The organism is Streptomyces sp. NPDC048441, from assembly GCF_043200235.1.
In the GTDB taxonomy this organism is placed as follows: Bacteria; Actinomycetota; Actinomycetes; order Streptomycetales; family Streptomycetaceae; genus Streptomyces.
Window position 1 is genome coordinate 142292 of the sequence record NZ_JBICXM010000017.1, and the last position, 17157, is coordinate 159448.

A 17157-nucleotide genomic window follows, 5' to 3' on the forward strand; every position below is an offset into this window, starting at 1 on the left:
CGGCGTGCTGGATCCCTCGTCCCGTTACGCCCGGCAGCCGCTGCTGTCCGTGACGCTGCCCGACGGCACCGTCCGTACCATGTCGGCGCCGCGCACCGCGCCCGCGCCGCCGCCGGGCGGGCAGCGGCTTACGGCGCCCGGTGACCGCCTCGATCTGATGGCGGCGGAACTCACCGGTGACTCCACGCAGTGGTGGCGCGTCGCGGACGCCAACCCGTTCGCGGACGCCACCCGGCTCGAGACCCCCGGCATCGCCGTCGACCTGCCGGGAGGCTGACCGTGCCCCCCACCCGGATGCTGCTGGAGATCGACGGCACGGAAGTCGGCCGTGACGCGCTGGACGCGGTGATCGAGGTGCGGGCCGAGGAGGCTACCGACGAGGCCGACGCCGCGACGGTCACGATGCGCGTCGATCCCGACGCGACCGGCGGCTGGCCGAGCCTCCTCGACCCGCTCGTCACTCCGCGTACGCCGCTGACCGTGCGCCTGGAACGGGACGGCAGGAGCTACCTGTTCGACGGCTACTCCGCTCAGGCCGTCTGGGACCTGGACGCCGAAGGGCGCTCCACGCTCACCGTCAAGGCGGTCGACCGCAGCCTGGATCTGGACCGCGAGGAGAAGGCCGTCGCCTGGCCCGGTCAGCGCGACAGCGCGATCGCCGAGACCATCTTCACCGAGCACAAACTGCGGGCGCGGGTCGAGCCGACGCCGGCCGGTTTCGACCCTGATGTGCACACGGTGATGCAGCGCGGCACGGACTGGGCCTTCGTCCGCGAACTGGCCGTGAAATGGGGGTATGTGGCGTATCTGGAGGCCGACGACAGCGGACAGGTGACCGGCCACTTCCACCCCCTCACGCCGCTCGCCGAGCCCCAGGGCGAGCTGGCGCTCGGCTTCGGCGGGGACGCCCACCAGGCGCAGGTGCGGGTCGACCTGCTCGCCGGGCGGCGGGTGCTGGCCCGTCGGATACCGCCGCTTGCCGCCGCCCCCGTCACCCACGACGCGGCGGGCGACGACGAGGCGATGGCCGAGGTGTCGCTCGCTGCCCAGGTGACCGAGCTGCTCGCGCCGCAGGACGTGGCGGGAGAGGTGGACGTACAGCAGGCGGCCACCGGGCGCGCGCTGCGCAGTGCGTACGGCGTGACCCTCACAGCAGCCCTGGACACCGACCGGACCGGCCTGCTGCTGAGGGCCCGGCGCACGGTCCTGGTGCGGGGCCTCGGGCCGGTCCTGTCCGGCGGCTATCTGGTGGACCGGGTGCGGCATGTCGTCACGTTGGAGGCCCATCGGCAGGAGGTGACCCTGCGGCGCAACGCCCTGGGCACCGCGGGGTTCGGCTTGGGAGGACTGTAATGACGGACCGATTCCACGGCCGGTACATCGGCCAGGTCACCGACAACAAGGATCCCAAGGACCTGTGCCGGGTGCGGGTGCGGGTGCCGGAGGTGCTCGGTGAGGAGACGTCCGGCTGGTGCCTGCCCAGCTCGCCGTGGGCGGGGCCCGGGATCGGTTTCGCCGCCGTGCCGCCCGTCAAGGCCCTTGTCTTCGTCGAATGGCCCGCGGGCGATGTGAGCCGGGTCCCCGTGTGGTCGGGCGCGGTGTGGTCGGACGGGAACGGCGTGCCCGGGGCCGGACCGAACGCGGTGCTGCTGATCACGCCGGGCGGTCACAAGATCGAGCTGATCGACGAGCCGTCGGGGGACCGGGCGCTGCGGCTCACGGCGGCCTCGGGGGCGGTCGTGCGGATGGACGCGAGCGGCATCACGGCCGAGTTCAAGAAGCAGAAGATCGAGGTCACGTCTTCGAAGATCTCCTTCAACGGCGGTTCTCTGGAGGTGAGTTGAGTGCCGGGCCATCTCCTGCACGAGGGAATCACCATCGCCTGTCCGCACGGCGGCAACGGACGTCTGACACCGTCGTCGACACTCCTGGTGGGCGGCCGGAAGGTGGCCCTGGCCCAGGATGCGACCACCATCAGCGGCTGCGCCTTCACCATCGGTACCGCCCCGTCACCCTGCCTGCGGGTCGAGTGGCAGCTGCCCGCGACCAAAGTGACGGCGGGCGGCAAGGCGGTGCTGCTGTCCGACTCGTTGGCGCTGTGCGTCAACGCGGCCGGGGCCCCGCAGGGCACCGCCCAGGTCAGTGGCTTCCAGACGAAGGTGAAGGCGATATGAGCGCGGCGGCCGAGCATCCGTTCCGGCTGACGTCCGGGCGTCGCGTCGCGGTGACCGACGAGGCGGGGCATCTGGCCGATCTCGTACGTCTGGTGCTGCTCACCGGCGCCACCGAGCGGCTGCACCGGCCGGGCTTCGGCCCCGGCCTCGGCGCCACCGCGCTCTTCGAGCCGCTGCCCCAACTCCTGGACGGGCTCCTGGAGATGCGCACGAAGGGCGCCCTGGAACGGGAACTCGCGGGCCGCGTCCTGGTGGACCGGATCACGGTGACGCGGGTCGGCGACTCCACCCTGGACATCACCGTCGACTACCGCCCCCAGAGCCCGCCCGGACCCGTGGCGACCGTCACGGCGCGACTGGAGGCGTGAGGGCGATGGCCGAAGACCCGCTGCTTCCCGCCTGTCCCCCACTGCACCGCCCCGCCCGGCTGCGCGCCCCGGGTGCCGCCGCGCACGGGCTGCGGGCGGCGGGTGCGCGGCCGGTCCCGGGGGGAATCGCCGTCGACGTCTGGCTGTACGCGGACCCGCCTGCCGCCCTCGCCGACCCGCGCCGCTGGGAGCTGCGGCCGCCGGCCGGTGGGCGGCGGGCCGAGGTGGCTTCCGCGCTGGTGGTGGCAGCGCCACAACCACACGTGGAGCTGCGGATCAACGGGCGGGCGGATGCCGGGCGGCACCTCCTGTCCGTGTTCCCGCAGCGGCCCGCCGACGGAACGCATCCCGCGCTGCCGCCGATCCCGTTCGATCCGCTCCGGGTACGGCTGCCGGTGCGGCTGCGTACGGAGTGCCCGGACCCCGGGGCGTGTGCCACACCCGAGGCGGCCGTGGCGACGGCCGGGCCGTCCCCGGTGCACGACTATCTCGCCCGCGACTGGCAGTCGTTGCGCGCCGCCCTCGTGGAGTTCCTGCGCCGCGACGACCCGACGGCGGACCTGTCACCGGCCGATCCGGTGATCACCGTGCTCGAACTCTTCGCGCATGTGGGCGACTTGCTGCACTACCGACTCGACCGGGTGGCCACCGAGGCCTATTTGGAGACGGCCCGGCTGCGCACGTCCGTGCGCCGCCACGCCCACCTGGTCGACTACGAGGTGCCCGAGGCAGCGTCGTCCCGGACCCTCGTCCTGCTACAGGCGGACCCGAGCGGCGGAACGGTCCACGTGGTGCGCGGGGACACGGCGGTCGCCGATGAGGGCGCCGGGCTCGGCTTCGTCCTGGAGGAGGACCGGGTGGTCCATCCGGGGCTCGGCGAGATCGCGCTCTACGACTGGGGCGAGGACCTGTGCTGCCTTCCCGAGGGCGCCACCGAGTGCGTTCTGGTGCGCCCCAGGCCCACCGACGCGCCGGGTGCGCCGTGGCTGCGCGCCGGGGACCAGCTGGTGTTCGAAGCCGTCGATCCGGAGGACCTCGCGCGGCACCGGGACTGGGCGGCGCGGCTCCCGGGGACGGACTGGCCCGCCGTCGGCGCGGACGGGCGGCCCCGGTTCCGTGAGCCGCTGCCCAGCCGCCGCGCGACCGCGGTCAGCCTCACCGAGGTCGCCGAGTTCGACGATCCGCTGGCCCCGCCCGAGCTGCGCCTGTACCGGGTGCGCTGGGCGGCGGCGGAAGCGCTTGCGCGCGCGTATCCGGCGTCGGTGGACACCGGCGCCGGGGGCGCGGAGGTGACGGTGGCGCGCGGCAACGCGGTGCCGGCGCACCACGGCCGCCTGGTGGCAGGCACCGGGGTGCTGCGGCGGCGGGACGGCGGGGTGCCCGGGGAGTACGCGCTGACCTCCGCGGGAGTTCCCGGGCGCGGCGGGGCGGGCGTCGCCCTGCGGCCCACCGGGGTTCCCTACCTCCTGGAGGTCCGTGCCGCGCTGCCCTCCGGCCCGCGGGTCGAGGTCGACCAGGTACGCGCGCTGCTCGATGTGACCTCGCCGGGCAGACTCGCCTGCGTCCTGGACTTCGAGGACCACGAACCACCCCTGCTGCGCTTTCGCACCGGCGCGGTGGGGCTGCTGCCCCCACTCGCCGACGGGGTCGCGGCGCGGTACGAGACCGGGGGCGGCGCGGTGGGCAACGTACCGGCGAACGCGCTGCGTCTGCTGGAGCACGACACGGCCGACCCGCTCGACTTCGGCGCTCCCCCGCGCTGGCAGGCGGTGCCCTCGCTCGTGGCCCGCAATCCGCTGCCCGCCACCGGCGGCCGGGACGCGGCGGCACTCGACGTGGTGCGCCGTGACGCGCCCGAGGCGTTCGCCGTGACCCCGCGCCGGGCGGTGACCACCGCCGACCACGCGGTCGCGGCGGCCCGCGTGCCGGGCGTGCAAGGGGCGGCGGCGGAGCGCGGCACGTCGGGCTCCTGGCCATTGATCCGTACGGTCGTCGACCTGCTCGACACGTCGGACCCGGCCGATCACGCGTCCCGACTGGCGTCCCTGGACGTGCTGTTGGCGGACATCCGGATGCTGGGGACCGAGGCGACGGTCGCCGAGGGCGCGCCGGTGGGTCTCCTCATCGCCCTGCGTCTGTGCGCGCTGCCGGGCAACGACCCCGAGGCGATCCGGCGCGCGGCCCTGACGGCACTGCGCCCCGGCACCGCCGCGCGGCCGGGCCTCTTCCACTCCTCCCGCCTCGAGCTGGGCAAGCCGGTGTACGTGTCCGCGGCGCTGGCCGCCGTCGCCGCGGTTCCGGGCGTCGACGGGGTCGAGCTGCTCGAGGCACGCCGGAGCGGAGAACCTCCGGGCACGGTGCACGAGGTGATTCGGGTGGGGGCGGCGGAGCTCCCCGTGCTCGACGACGATCCCGCGAGGCCGGAGCGCGGCCGCCTCGACATCACGGTGCGAGGCGGCGCATGAGAGCGGCAGGGGGCAGGCGACGCCGCGCGGGCCGCGCGGCGGGGAACGTCGCCCCGCGGCGCCACACATCCCGGGCCGGGTCGAGTCGGCCCGACTCGACCCGACGACACCGTACGAGGTGACACATGAGCTGCACCCCCGGCCGCCCCTGCGGTGAGCACCTGCCCACGCTCGAACCTCCCGCGCCCGCGGCCGGGTTGCCGCGGCCCGACCGCGCGATCGGCACCTTCGACGACTTCCTGGCCGCCCTGATCCGGGACGTGGAGCAGAGCAGGCCCGCGCCGGGGGCGCCGGTGCTCGGGCGGGGCTGGGACATCGAGGGGGATCCGGCCGCACTGCCGCTGGCCCGGCTGTGGGCGTACGTCGCCGACGGGGTGGCCGCCTACACCTCGCTGACCACCTCCGAGGCCTTCCTCACCGCCGCGTCCGACTGGCGTGACCTGCGGCGCATCGCGGCACTTGTGGGCTTCCGGCCGCGCCCCCGGGTCGCCGCGCGCGGCTGGGCCGTCGCGGAGACCGACCGGGGGGCGTCGCCGCTGGTACCGGCCGGGACCCGGTTGCAGTCTCCCGCCGTGCCGGGCCGGGACGCCCAGACGTTCGAGGTCGAGAGGGACGTACAACTGCGGGCGGACTGGGCCGGGTTGACGGTGACGCCGGTGCCGCGGCCCGCGCTGCCCGAGGGCCGGTCGATGCGGTTCCTGCGGGAGCCGGGGTTCCGGCCCGGCGACCGGGTGCTGTTCGTGGCGGAGCGGGGGGCCGGCCTGCCGGTGCTGCCGGCCGGCTTCGACTGGTTCGACTACTGGCTGTGGCTGTTGCAGCTCCTCGGTCTCGCTCAGCCCGCACAGAGCCGGCCCGTCGCACTGGCCGTGGTGGAGGAGCGGGCGGAGGATCTCGGCACGGTCGTCGTCACCTTCGACCGCGATCTCAAGGAGCTGCTGAGTCCTCAGACCACGCCGTTCGCCGCCTACCGTGTGCTCGCCACCGCGGGCAGCGCACGGCGGCTCACCGACCTGGTGCACCTGTCGGCGACCGGCACGCCGACGAACGTGCCCCTCGGCAGCCCCTTCTACAACACGACGACCGACGCCCCGCTCTCCGCCCGCCATCTCGTGCTCGACGCGGCCCTGGAGGAACTCTCCGCCCAGCGCACGGTCGCACTCGTCGACTGGCAGACGGGAGCCTGCGACATCGTGACGGCCGACCGCCACGCCCCGGTCGACTGGCTCGCCGCCCCCGGCACCCGCACCCGCGCGTCCCGTCTCGACTTCGCCGGCAACGTGCCCACGCTCGGGGGCGCGCTCCGCGCGAGGCTGCCGGTGACCGCCTATGTCGTCGACCGCCGCGTGGTGGCCCGTACCCATGTCATCCCCGACCTGATCGGTACCCAAGGGCCCGCCCGCGTCCGGGTGTTCCCCGCGCCGGTCGAGACTCCGTCCCGTATCGCCGTCCGCGGCGGTCCGCGGGACAGCGACTGGCGTGTGTACGCGTGTGCCGCCGCGGCCGATCAGGAGGCGCCTCAGGGACCGGCCCCCGGCACGCCGTTCCCCGGACCCCCGCTCCCCGCCGGGCTGGTCCTCGACCTGGCTCTCGCGCCCGACGACCCGGTGCGCACCGCCCCGGTCGGCCGCGCCCCTGCCTGTGCCAATCTGCTGCCCGTCCGGCACGGCCGCAGCGAGTCCGGCACCCTCGGCAGCGGTGACGCCGCCCTGCCGGGGCAGGAGATGGCGGTGGCCAGGCCGCCGGTGGCCCATGACGTGGCCGCCGACGGCAGCATCGTGTCCAGTCTGGAGGTCCGGGTCGGCGGGGTGCGGTGGCAGGAGCTGCCTTCGCTGTTCGGCGCCGGTCCCGCCGAGGCCTACGCCGCCCTCCTGGACGCCGACGGGTCGCAGCGCGTCAGGTTCGGCGACGGCGCCTCCGGGGCGCGGCTGCCCACCGGACGCGGCAACGTCACCGAGACGCACCGCACGGGTGGCGGTACGGCGGGCGAGGTGCCGTCCGGCGTGATCGACACACTCCTCGGCCGGGTGCCCGGGGTGACCGGGGTGCGCGGTGCGGGGCCCACCAGCGGGGGCGCAGACCAGGACGACGAGCGGCGTATCGTGCGCCTCGCCCCGGGCCGGGCCCGTGCGTTCGGCCGTGCGGTCTCCCGTTCCGACCTGGCCGATCTGGCGCTCGCCTTCCCCGGCGTGAGTCACTCGACCGCCTGGCACGGCGCGGGACCGCCGGGCTGTGGCTGCGGTGGCACGGGTGAGCATGTGGCCTTCCTGCGGCTCGCGGCGGACGGGCGGCCGAAGGCTCCGGCGGAGGAGGAGGTGCGGGCGCTCGCCGCGTTCCTCGACGGCCGCCGGGATGTGACGGTGCCGCTGTGTGTCGCGGGGGCGGTCGTGAGCCAACTCCCCCTTTCCTGTGGGGTGTCCGTGGATCCGCGCCGCGTTCCCGGCGAGGTGACCGGCGCCGTGCGGGCGGCGCTCACCCGGAGCGGCGGCCCGCTCGACCCGTCGGAACGGCCGTTGGGCCGCGCCCTTGACCGCTCCGACGTCCTGGCCGTGATCCATGGAGTGCCGGGCGTGCTGGGCGTCTTCGCGCTCGCCCTGCACGTCGGCGCGGACTCGCCGGTGCGGGTCCTCGCCGAGCGCCATGAACTCCTCGCACTGGCCGATGAGTTGACGATCCGGGTGGAGCAGCCATGACCCAGCCCCCGCCGCAGCCGGTGACGCCCGCGGACCCGGACGGGGTCGCGCATTGGCTGCCGTCCGCTCTACGGGACGCGGCGGAACCCGGTGGGCCACGCCTCCTCGACGCGCTGCTGGCCGCCGTCGACCGGCAGCGGCGGCTGCTCTCCGAGGACATTCAGCGGGCGTACGACGACCTGTTCATCGACAGCTGCGCCGACTGGGCCGTGCCCTACATCGGTGCCCTGCTGGGCCTGGGGCAGGACGCCGAGCGGCTCGAGGTCGCCCACGCGGTCGCTCTGCGGCGGCGCAAGGGCACTCCGGCCGCCCTCGAGGACTTCGCGTTCGCCGTGACGGGGCTGATCGCGCGTGTGAGCGAGGGCTGGCAGACGACGCTGTGGACGCAGCGCCTCGGTCATCCGCCGCCGCCCCGGACCGCCGCGCTCGACCTGCGCGACAGGGCGTCGGTGAAACGACTCGGCACGCCGTTCGAGCGAAGCAGGCGCGGTGTGCGCCCCGCCGGGCCGTGGACGCCGCGGTCCGTCACCGCTGTCGTATGGCCGTGGTCCGTACGGCAGCTGGTCGCCACCGAGGCGGCGCCGTTCGACCAGACGAAGCTCAAGGGCCGGTTCGCCCTGCATCCGCTGGGCATCGCCGCACCCCTGTATCTGCGGCCCCGTGAGGCGCGGGTGGCCGCCGAGGGCGCGGATCCGGCCAACCGCACGGGCGACGAGTCGGACGCTCCGACGCGGGCGACCTACCGCGTCCTGGAGGCGCTCGCCGGCCCCGGGGACATCACGTACGGCGGTTCGTTGACGCTCGCCGCGACTCACCCGCTGGCCACGGTGCCCGGTGCGGAGCCGCCGTTGATCTCGCTGTCCACGCCCGCGGGTGCCGTGCTGTGGGAGCAGTTGCGGTTCGGCAGCGTGCCGCCCACGGGGGCGGTTGCCGCGCCCCCTTCGAGATTCCAGGTCTTGGTGGACACGCAGCGCGGGTTCGTCCAGCTCGGCAGCGAGCTCGCAGGGCCGGTGCGGGCGACCTGGTACCGGGCGGTGCCGGGCCGGGTCGGCGCGCTCGCCGCCCTCGCGGACACCGATCCGGCGGCGCGCGTGGTCGTCGAGGTGTCGAAGAGCAGCGGGCCCGGTGTCGTGGGCTCCCTCGCCGACGCCTTCAAGCTGGCCGAGCAGCGCAGCGCGGGCCTCGCACCGGAGGAATCCGCTGCCGGAGTCCCTGACGTGGAGATCCGGCTGCTCGCCGGTGACCGCCTCGAAGCGCCGCCGCCGCAGTCCTTCACGCCGCGGCTGCCACGCTGGCGCATCGTCGCGCCACCGCTCGCGACCCCGGTCGTCGTCGGCGACCTCACGCTGGACCTCGCCGGGGCGTGCGTCAGCCTGGAGGGCTTCTTCCTCAAGGGCTCACTGACCGCCGGGCCCCGGCTCGCCGGGCTCTTCGCCGATGGCCTCACGATGGATCCGGGGGCGGGCGGGCTGCGTACGGACCCGGACGCCTGGGAACTCGATCTCCGCGCGACGCGCTGCGTGCTCGGCCCGGTCCGGGCCGAACTTTCGGCGCTGCCCGTCGAGTTGACCGAGTGCGTCGTCGACGGCCGGCTGCGCCGCTTTCGCGCGTGCGGCCCGGCGGACGAAGGCGTGCGCACGGACGCGGTGGCCCAGGTCAACCGCTTCGGCCCGGTGCTGCACGCCGACTCGGTCACCTTCGCGGGACCTGTCAGGGCGGACGCCGTCGACGCCCGCGACTGTGTCTTCGCGGACGGGGTGGATGCCGTGCAACAACAAGAAGGGTGCATCCGGACCAGCTACCTCGGGCCCGCACTCACCACCCCGGCCCGGCACCCGGCGACGTATCGCTCCGTGACCGCGCCGGCCCCCGCCTTCGTCTCCGACGCGTTCGAGTCGTCCGGCTACTACTGCCTGGAGCTGGAACCCGACCATCCGCTGCTCGCCGCCGCGGGCGACGGCGGCGAAGTGGGGGCGTACCACCGTTCGCGGCGCGCGTTTCGGATCCGCCAACTCCGCCGCCGGATCGGCGAATTCACCCCCCTCGGCCTCACCGCCGAGGTGTCCGTCGCACCCTGGGAGGAACGATGACCGGCGACTACACCAAGGTCCCGCTGCGGGACGCGGAGCGCTGGACCGGTGCGCGGATGCAGCAGGGCCGGGTCCTCCTGGACCACGAGTGGAACCTCAACCTCGACGCGTCGGCGCGCGCCGCGGCCGACGCGTTCCGCGACGTGGTCGGGCCTTCGGGCGGGGTGCCCGAAGGCAGTCCCGCGTTCCAGGTCGGCTTCGTCCCGAACGTGCTCCCCGCGCTGCGCCAGGTCACCGTCCAGGCCGGGCGGATCTGGGCGGACGGGCTGTGCGCGTTCGCGCCCGCCCCGTTCTTCTACTTCTCCCAGGAGAGCCCGCCGCCCCTCCCCGGCATCGGGCGAGCCGTGGTCTTCCTCGACGTGTTCAGCGAGCACCTCCAGCCCGCCGAGGACTGGGAGGAGATCGCCGACCCCGCCCTGGAGCCGCTGGACGCGGGCGCCCGCACCCGAGTCGGCTACCGGGTGCGGGTCGTGCCCACCGTGCTGGGCTCCGCGCGGGCGGCGTTGGACGCCCTCGCCTTCCCCCGGCTCTCCACCGGCCGCCTGACCGTCACCCGGACCAGCCCCACCACGACGCCGGACCCCTGCGACCCGCCGGGTGATCCGCTCGGCCTGCTGCCCGACGGAATCCTGCGCGTCGAGGTCCTGGACGGCGGCACCGCGGCCACCGCGCGCTTCGTCTGGGCCGCCGACAACGGAGCGACCGCCGCCCGGATCAAGACCTTCAGTGGCACCCAAGTGACCCTCGCGGCCTCGCCCGCGGTGAAACTCGCCCAGCAGGACCTGGTGGAGGTCGGCTGGCGCACCCGGCGCGCGGACCGGCTGCCGCACGGCGAGCTGTACACGGTCGTCTCCGTCACGCCGGACGTGGCCGGGGACGTCCTCGTACTGAACCGCCTGGTGTCCGCGCCACAGGACGCGACCGGCCTGGTGGTCCGCCGCTGGGACGGCCAGGCCGTGGGCGCGACCGCCCCGGTCACCGCGACCGTGCACGGCGCCGACCTGGGCCTGCGGTTCAGTGCGGGCGCCGGGACCTACCTGCCGGGCGACTGGTGGGGTGCCCGGCTCCGCCCGGCCTCGGCGGAGGGCGTGGAACGGCTCACCTCGGCACCACCGGACGGCACCCCGCACACCGCACTGCCCCTCGCCCTGGTCGACTTCAGCGCCCAGACCGTGATCGAGGACGGCCGCCCCAGGTTCCCGCAGCTGACCCGGCTACCGCGCGGTACCTGCACGGTCACCGCCTTCCCCGGCGAGGATCTCCAGGCAGCGGTGGACCAGCTGCCGTCGACCGGGGGTGAACTCTGCCTGGCCGCGGGCCGGTTCGTCCTCAATTCGCCGGTACGGGTGATCGGGCGCCGCCGGATCGTCGTCACGGGTGTCGGCCCCGCGACCGTCCTGGCCCCCACGCTGAGCGAGGGCGCGCTGCTCTTCGAGGGCTGCGCGGAGGTCGAGGTCCGCGGGCTGCGCGCCGAGGGCGCCCCGGGCGGCGAGCATCTCGACGGCGCGCTGACCTTCACCGGGTGCACCAAGGTCCGGGTGCGCGACTGCGACGTGGCGTGCGTGGACTCCCCCGGGGATGAACGGTCCCAGACCTGCCTCACCTTCCGCGGCCCCTTCGCCGCGGGTGTGGTGCCCGAAGTGGCTTTCGAGAACAACCGGTTGGAGGTGGGTGTCCGCCAGATCGGGATCCTCATCCTCGACGCGAGCTCCGCGCTCGTCAGCCGCAATCGCATCCAGTACGTCCCCACGGCGACGCCGATCAGGATCTCCCCGGTGCTGATCGCCACGGAACTGACCCGTATCGCGGCCGACCCCAGCACGACCCGCTACGGGCCCGAACTGACGCAGATCCGGAGCAGTCTCCAGTCGGCGGTCGCCGCCCTGATGGCCCGCACTCCCGGGCTCTCCCTGAGCCTGGCCCGGCGCACCGTGGCCCGCGACCGGATCGACGCGGGCCCACGCGACCGGCTGCACACGCTCGTCGCGGCCACCACCGCCGCACAGTTGGGCGGGGCGCTGCAGGGCATCGTCCTTGCCGGGCACACCCTGGCCACCGCCCGTATCTCCGACAACGTCATCGAAGGGGCGGCGCAGGGCATCCACGTCGGCACCGCGCGCGGCCCGGCGGCCGGTCAGGTGCTGATCTCCGGCAATGTGATCCAGGTGAGCTTCCCCGCCGTCTACAACCGCGCCCGGCACGCGGTGTTCGTCGCCGACGCGCTGCGCCTTTCGGTGCTGGGCACCGTCGCGGATCTGGCCCGGCGCGGCAACCTGGAGAACTCCCCCACCGACGCCATCCGCGTCCACGGCAGGCGCGGCGCCCGCCTCGTCGTCCGCGACTCCAGCCTCACCCGGTTCACGACCGGCGTGCGCGTCGTCGCCGTCTCGGAGCGCCCCGTGTCCGCCAACCGCCTGTGGCGCGTCAGCGAGACCGCGGCCGAGGGCGCGTCCGCGGCCCTGGTCGCCCCGGACCTCGCCCTGACGGAGCAGGAACGCAACATAGCCATGCCTCTGTTCCTGGCGTAACGGCGGACCTTGACGGGCCACCGGTTCCGCAGTACGTCTGAAGTGTTCCGGTAATGCGCTAGGTGCGCTGGGCGTGATCTTCGGGGTGCGGTTCGCCGTCTCCGCAAGCTCAATGGGTTCGACTCCTCTAGCCGGGCACACAGTTACACGAAGGGACCGAGGCCACCAGGCTTCGGTCCCTTCTCCCGTGGGAGTGGCGCACTTAAACTGACCGCTGCGCGAGGACCCGTGACCTGCGACGACGCAGCACCCAGGCCGGTCCACCTACGTCAAGGAGCAACGGGTGTTCTACTACCTGCTCAAGTACGTCGTCCTCGGGCCGCTGCTGCGGCTCATGTTCCGGCCGCGCATCGAGGGGCTCGAGCACATTCCGGAATCCGGCGCGGCGATCGTGGCGGGCAACCACCTGTCGTTCGCGGACCACTTCCTGATGCCCGCCATCATCAGGCGGCGGATCACCTTCCTCGCGAAGGCCGAGTACTTCACGGGGCCCGGCATCCGGGGCCGCCTCACGGCCGCGTTCTTCCACAGCGCAGGGCAGATCCCGGTGGACCGCTCCGGCAAGGAGGCGGGCCAGGCCGCGATCCGCGAGGGGCTGGGCGTACTGCGCAAGGGCGAGCTGCTCGGCATCTATCCGGAGGGCACGCGCTCGCACGACGGCCGCCTGTACAAGGGGAAGGTCGGCGTCGCCGCGATGGCGCTCAAGGCGCAGGTGCCGGTGATCCCGTGCGCGATGATCGGCACGTTCGAGGCGCAGCCGCCGGGCCAGAAGTGGCCGACCTTCCAGCGTGTGTCCATCCGCTTCGGCGCTCCCCTCGACTTCTCGCGCTACGCGGGCATGGAGCACGAGAAGGCAGTCCTTCGCGCGGTCACGGACGAGATCATGTACGCCATCCTCGGGCTCTCAGGACAGGAGTACGTCGACAAGTACGCGGCGGTCGTGAAGGCGGAGGAGGCCGAGCGGGCCGCCGCGGCGAGCAGGCGGAAATTCCCCCGGATGCCGCTGAGTTGAGGTCCTGACATACGGTCGTGCCCATGAGCGAACACAGCCTGTACACCAAGCTGGTCGGACTCCTCGATGAGCGGGGCGCGGCGTACCGCGTCATCGAGCACGAGGCACAGGGCGCCACGGAGGCGGTGAGCGCGCTGCGCGGCAACACCCTCCAGCAGGCCGCCAAGTGCATCGTGGTGATGGTGAAGATCGGCAAGAAGACGAAGCGGTACGTGCTCGCGGTGGTGCCCGGTGACCGCCGCGTCGACCTGAACGCCGTCAAGCAGTTGCTCGGCGGTACGTACGCGGGGTTCGCCACGCAGGAGGCCGCCGAGCGGCTCGCGGGCAGCGTGAGCGGCACGATCCTGCCGTTCTCCTTCGACCCGGAGCTCGAACTGGTCGTGGACCCGGCGCTCCTGGCCCACGACGAGCTGTTCTTCAACGCGGCGCGCCTGGACCGTTCGCTGGCGCTGCGGACCGCGGACTACGAGGCGATCGCCGAGCCGCGCAGGGCCGCGATCGCGCAGGAGGCGGCATAGCGAAGGGGCGACCGGGAGATCCCGGTCGCCCCTTACTCAGATGCCTAGCGGCAGACCATTACGGCTTGGGCGTGGCGTGCGGGGTGCACGTCACGTCCTTGCTGTCCAGCTTGCCGGTCAGCAGGTACGCCTCGACACGGTCGTTGAGGCACGGGTTGACCAGGTTCGTGATGCCGTGCGATCCGGCATCCTTCTCCGTGATCAGACGCGAGCCCTTGAACCGCTTGTGCAGCTCGACGGCACCCTCGTACGGGGTGGCCGCGTCGCGGGTCGACTGGGCGATCAGGACGGGCGGCAGGCCCTTGCCGGTCTTGACCTCGACCGGCTCGTGCTGCTTGCTCTTCCAGGTCGCGCAGGGCAGGTTCATCCAGGCGTTGGACCACGTCATGAACGGGTTGTCGCGGTGGATGCGGGTGTTGTCGCGGTCCCACTTCTGCCAGCTCGTGGGCCACTTGGCGTCCGCGCACTCGACGGCCGTGTAGACGGCGTTGCTGTTCTCCGACGCGATGTTGCCCGCGGTGTCCGACAGGTCGGGGCTGGCTGCCTCGATCAGCGGCTTCGCGTCACCGGCGACGTACTTGCTCCAGTTGGTCGCGATCTCCACCCAGGCGGAGTCGTAGTACGGAGCGCTCTGGAAGTACGCGATGAGCTCGGCGGGGCCGACGGTCCCGCCCAGCGGCTCCTTCTTCGCGGCGGCACGCAGCTTGGTCCACTGCTCGCTGACCTTCTCCGCCGTGTCACCCAGGTGGAAGGTGGCGTCGTACTTGGCGACCCACTTCATCCAGTCCTTGAGGCGGATCTCGAAGGCGACGTCCTGGTCGAGGTTGGCCTCGTACCAGATCTTCTTCTTCGAGGGGTTGACCACCGAGTCGACGACCATACGGCGCAGGTGCGACGGGAAGAGCGTCCCGTAGACCGCGCCGAGGTAGGTGCCGTAGGAGACGCCGAGGAAGTTCAGCTTCTTCTCACCGAGCGCGGCCCGGATGACGTCCAGGTCACGTGCGGTGTTCGGCGTCGTCATGTGCGGCAGCATCTCGCCGCTGCGCTCGGCACAGCCGTCCGCGTACTCGGCGGCCAGCTTGCGCTGAGCACCCTTGTCCGCCTCGGAGTCCGGCACCGGGTCGAGCTTCGGGGCCTTGACGAACTCCTGCGGGTCCACGCAGGAGATGGGCGCCGAATGCCCGACACCGCGCGGCTCGAAGCCCACGAAGTCGTACGCCTTCGCGGTCTTCTCCCAGAGCGGGGCCTTGGTGACCACGCGGTTGGGGAAGCGGAGCCCGGAGGCGCCGGGGCCGCCCGGGTTGTAGAGAAGAGCGCCTTGGCGCTCCTTCTTCGTCCCGGTGCTGCCGATGCGGTCGACGGCAAGCTTGATCTTCTTGCCGTCGGGCTTGGCGTAGTCGAGCGGGACGGTGACAAAGCCGCACTTGATCGCCTTGTCCAGACCCCAGTCGGCGGGGCACGCCTGCCAGTCGATACCGGCCTTGGCGGCACGCTGCGCGGCGAGCGCGACACCGCGCGCCTCCGAGCTGGTGCGCTGACGGGCGTCAGCGCCGCCGCTGCCCTGGCGGGCGTCGGCATTGGCAACCGGCGCCATGATCGCGCCCGCTATGAGCGAGCCCGTGATCAGCGTGCCGGCGGCGCCGAATGCTGTGGTGCGTCTCAACTGGTTCCTCCCCCTGTCGATTTCCCTGTCGATTTTCGAACAGTAGGAGGATCCTGTCGGTCAACGGGTTCAGTGCGACAGACCGGGCAGGTATTTCTTTACCAATCCGATAGACGGTGCACGGAACTCCGCTGAGCGGTTATGCCCCGTTCACGTGAGTGTGCGCAGCGCCTGGTCGAGGACGCGGCGGACCCGCAGCGCGTCCGGGGCGACCGCGGTGACCAGGACGGCGGGCCCGGCGAGCGGAGTCAGCGCGGCCGTGTCGCCGAGAAGCGCGGGCTGGGGCCTGTTCTGCTCGAATTCCGGTCGTACGACGACGAGTTGCCCGATCGCCCGATGCCCCGCAAGGACGGCAGGACCGTCCCAGCCGCCGGGTGCGCCGGGCCCGCAGGAGAGCTCCTGGTCGAGGAGGAGCCGGCCGGCCCGCCGGACGGTGAGCCGACTGGTGAGACGCCCCGGCTCCTCCCCGGTCCGCCCGAGCACCTGCTCCTCCCGCAGCACAAGGCTCGCGCTCCCGGCGAGCTCGGCCCGCGTGCTGACCCGCAGCTCACTGCCACGCACGGAGATCAACTGCTCCGGCAGCCAGCAGAGTTCCGCATCGTCACCCACAGTGATCCGCACGTCGTACCGCGCCGCCTCCTTCGACTGCCCCGGCAGGGCCAGGGTGGCCGCCGCCGAACCGATGCGCAGCCGGGCCCCGTCGATGGCGGCGGCCTCGACGGTGAGGTGATCACCCCCGAGCGGGCCGCTCATCGCTCCGACGAGGGTGACCTGGGCACCTGTTCCGGCCGACCGGGTGCGGCGCGGGGCGAGCGGCCCCTGCCCGTCGAGCACGGGCAGGACGGTGCCACCCCGCCCGTCGCCGCGCGCGGTGATGCGGGCGGTGCCGCGCACTCCGGATGCCACGACGGTGTCCACGCTCATGCGGACGCGGTCCAGGCGGCGTACTGCGCACGTACCCAGGCGGCGACAGGGCCGACACCTTCGTCCGACCTCAACGACTGGAAGACGACGGGCAGCTCGGCACGCTGCGCCTTGGCGTCCGCGGCCATGCCGGCGAGGTCGGAGCCGACGTACGGGGCGAGGTCGGTCTTGTTGACGACGAGCAGATCGGCGGTGGTGACGCCAGGCCCGCCCTTGCGCGGGATGTCGTCGCCGCCCGCGACATCGATGACGAAGATCTGCGCGTCGACGAGCCCCTTGGAGAAGGTGGCGGTGAGGTTGTCCCCGCCGGACTCGACGAGGATCAGGTCCAGTGGCCCGACCTCGTCCTCCAGGTCCTCCACGGCCTCCAGGTTGGCGGAGATGTCGTCACGGATCGCGGTGTGCGGGCAGGCGCCGGTCTCCACTGCGGTGATCCGCTCGGGCGGCAGGACGGCCTCACGCAGCAGGAACTCGGCGTCCTCGCGGGTGTAGATGTCGTTCGTGACGACAGCGAGGGCACGCTCGTCCCGCAGCTCCTTGCAGAGTGCGGCGACAGTGGCGGTCTTTCCGGACCCGACGGGCCCACCGAGCCCGATCCGAAGCGCCCGGCGACGTCCGTCGGGGCGGTGCGCGTCAGCACTCACGGCCGCGGCTTCGTCGTGGGAGTGGTCTAGGTGCATGGTGCGACTCCTATGGTTCAAAGTTCATTTCGCCCTGGGTGACGG

At 73.2% G+C, this 17157-nt stretch carries 14 protein-coding genes; 11 read left to right on the plus strand and 3 right to left on the minus strand.

The genetic code is table 11. From position 1 onward, the window contains the following. The first annotated feature begins 4 nt into the window (after positions 1-4). The 11 genes from ACGFSB_RS32910 (at position 5) to ACGFSB_RS32960 (ending at position 13845) form a co-directional block, all read left to right on the plus strand. Positions 5-277, plus strand: a complete 273-nt coding sequence (locus ACGFSB_RS32910; protein ID WP_393406896.1) for a hypothetical protein — start codon at positions 5-7, stop codon at positions 275-277. 2 nt (positions 278-279) lie between these two features. Then, positions 280-1353 carry a phage late control D family protein gene (locus ACGFSB_RS32915; RefSeq protein ID WP_393406898.1) on the plus strand — a complete coding sequence of 358 codons (1074 nt, stop codon included), beginning with the start codon at positions 280-282 and terminating at the stop codon, positions 1351-1353. Beyond that, the gene (locus ACGFSB_RS32920) at positions 1353-1844 is read left to right on the plus strand and encodes a phage baseplate assembly protein V (protein WP_393406901.1); all 492 of its coding nucleotides are present in this window, start codon (positions 1353-1355) and stop codon (positions 1842-1844) included. The genes ACGFSB_RS32915 and ACGFSB_RS32920 overlap by 1 nt, the downstream gene beginning before the upstream one ends. Next, positions 1845-2174: a hypothetical protein gene (locus tag ACGFSB_RS32925; RefSeq protein ID WP_393406903.1), complete on the plus strand. Its 330-nt coding sequence runs from the start codon at positions 1845-1847 to the stop codon at positions 2172-2174. After that, positions 2171-2542 (plus strand): hypothetical protein, encoded by a 372-nt coding sequence (locus tag ACGFSB_RS32930; RefSeq protein WP_393406906.1) that lies wholly within the window; start codon positions 2171-2173, stop codon positions 2540-2542. The genes ACGFSB_RS32925 and ACGFSB_RS32930 overlap by 4 nt, the downstream gene beginning before the upstream one ends. A 5-nt stretch (positions 2543-2547) precedes the next feature. Next, positions 2548-5007 (plus strand): hypothetical protein, encoded by a 2460-nt coding sequence (locus tag ACGFSB_RS32935; RefSeq protein ID WP_393406908.1) that lies wholly within the window; start codon positions 2548-2550, stop codon positions 5005-5007. Between the two features lie 125 nt (positions 5008-5132). Further along, positions 5133-7697, plus strand: coding sequence for a hypothetical protein (locus ACGFSB_RS32940; protein WP_393406911.1), 2565 nt, complete (start codon positions 5133-5135; stop codon positions 7695-7697). Further along, positions 7694-9787, plus strand: coding sequence for a hypothetical protein (locus ACGFSB_RS32945; RefSeq protein ID WP_393406913.1), 2094 nt, complete (start codon positions 7694-7696; stop codon positions 9785-9787). The genes ACGFSB_RS32940 and ACGFSB_RS32945 overlap by 4 nt, the downstream gene beginning before the upstream one ends. Further along, the gene (locus tag ACGFSB_RS32950) at positions 9784-12315 is read left to right on the plus strand and encodes a hypothetical protein (protein ID WP_393406916.1); all 2532 of its coding nucleotides are present in this window, start codon (positions 9784-9786) and stop codon (positions 12313-12315) included. The genes ACGFSB_RS32945 and ACGFSB_RS32950 overlap by 4 nt, the downstream gene beginning before the upstream one ends. Before the next feature lie 283 nt (positions 12316-12598). Beyond that, entirely contained in the window at positions 12599-13327 is a 729-nt protein-coding gene (locus ACGFSB_RS32955) for a lysophospholipid acyltransferase family protein (RefSeq protein ID WP_393406919.1), read from the plus strand. Between the two features lie 23 nt (positions 13328-13350). Further along, positions 13351-13845, plus strand: a complete 495-nt coding sequence (locus ACGFSB_RS32960; protein ID WP_393406921.1) for a YbaK/EbsC family protein — start codon at positions 13351-13353, stop codon at positions 13843-13845. Positions 13846-13903: 58 nt separating this feature from the next. Here the strand turns inward: ACGFSB_RS32960 and ACGFSB_RS32965 are convergent, their stop codons facing one another. The 3 genes from ACGFSB_RS32965 to ureG all read right to left on the minus strand — a co-directional run bounded on the left by ACGFSB_RS32965 (position 13904) and on the right by ureG (position 17112). Next, a complete protein-coding gene (locus ACGFSB_RS32965; RefSeq protein WP_393406924.1) occupies positions 13904-15508 on the minus strand; it encodes an alpha/beta hydrolase in 1605 nt (534 codons plus the stop codon). Positions 15509-15658: 150 nt separating this feature from the next. Further along, the gene (locus tag ACGFSB_RS32970; protein WP_393406926.1) at positions 15659-16432 is read right to left on the minus strand and encodes an urease accessory protein UreD; all 774 of its coding nucleotides are present in this window, start codon (positions 16430-16432) and stop codon (positions 15659-15661) included. Further along, positions 16429-17112: an urease accessory protein UreG gene (ureG, locus tag ACGFSB_RS32975; protein ID WP_393406929.1), complete on the minus strand. Its 684-nt coding sequence runs from the start codon at positions 17110-17112 to the stop codon at positions 16429-16431. Before ureG ends, ACGFSB_RS32970 begins: the two co-directional genes overlap by 4 nt. Between the last annotated feature and the right edge of the window lie 45 nt (positions 17113-17157).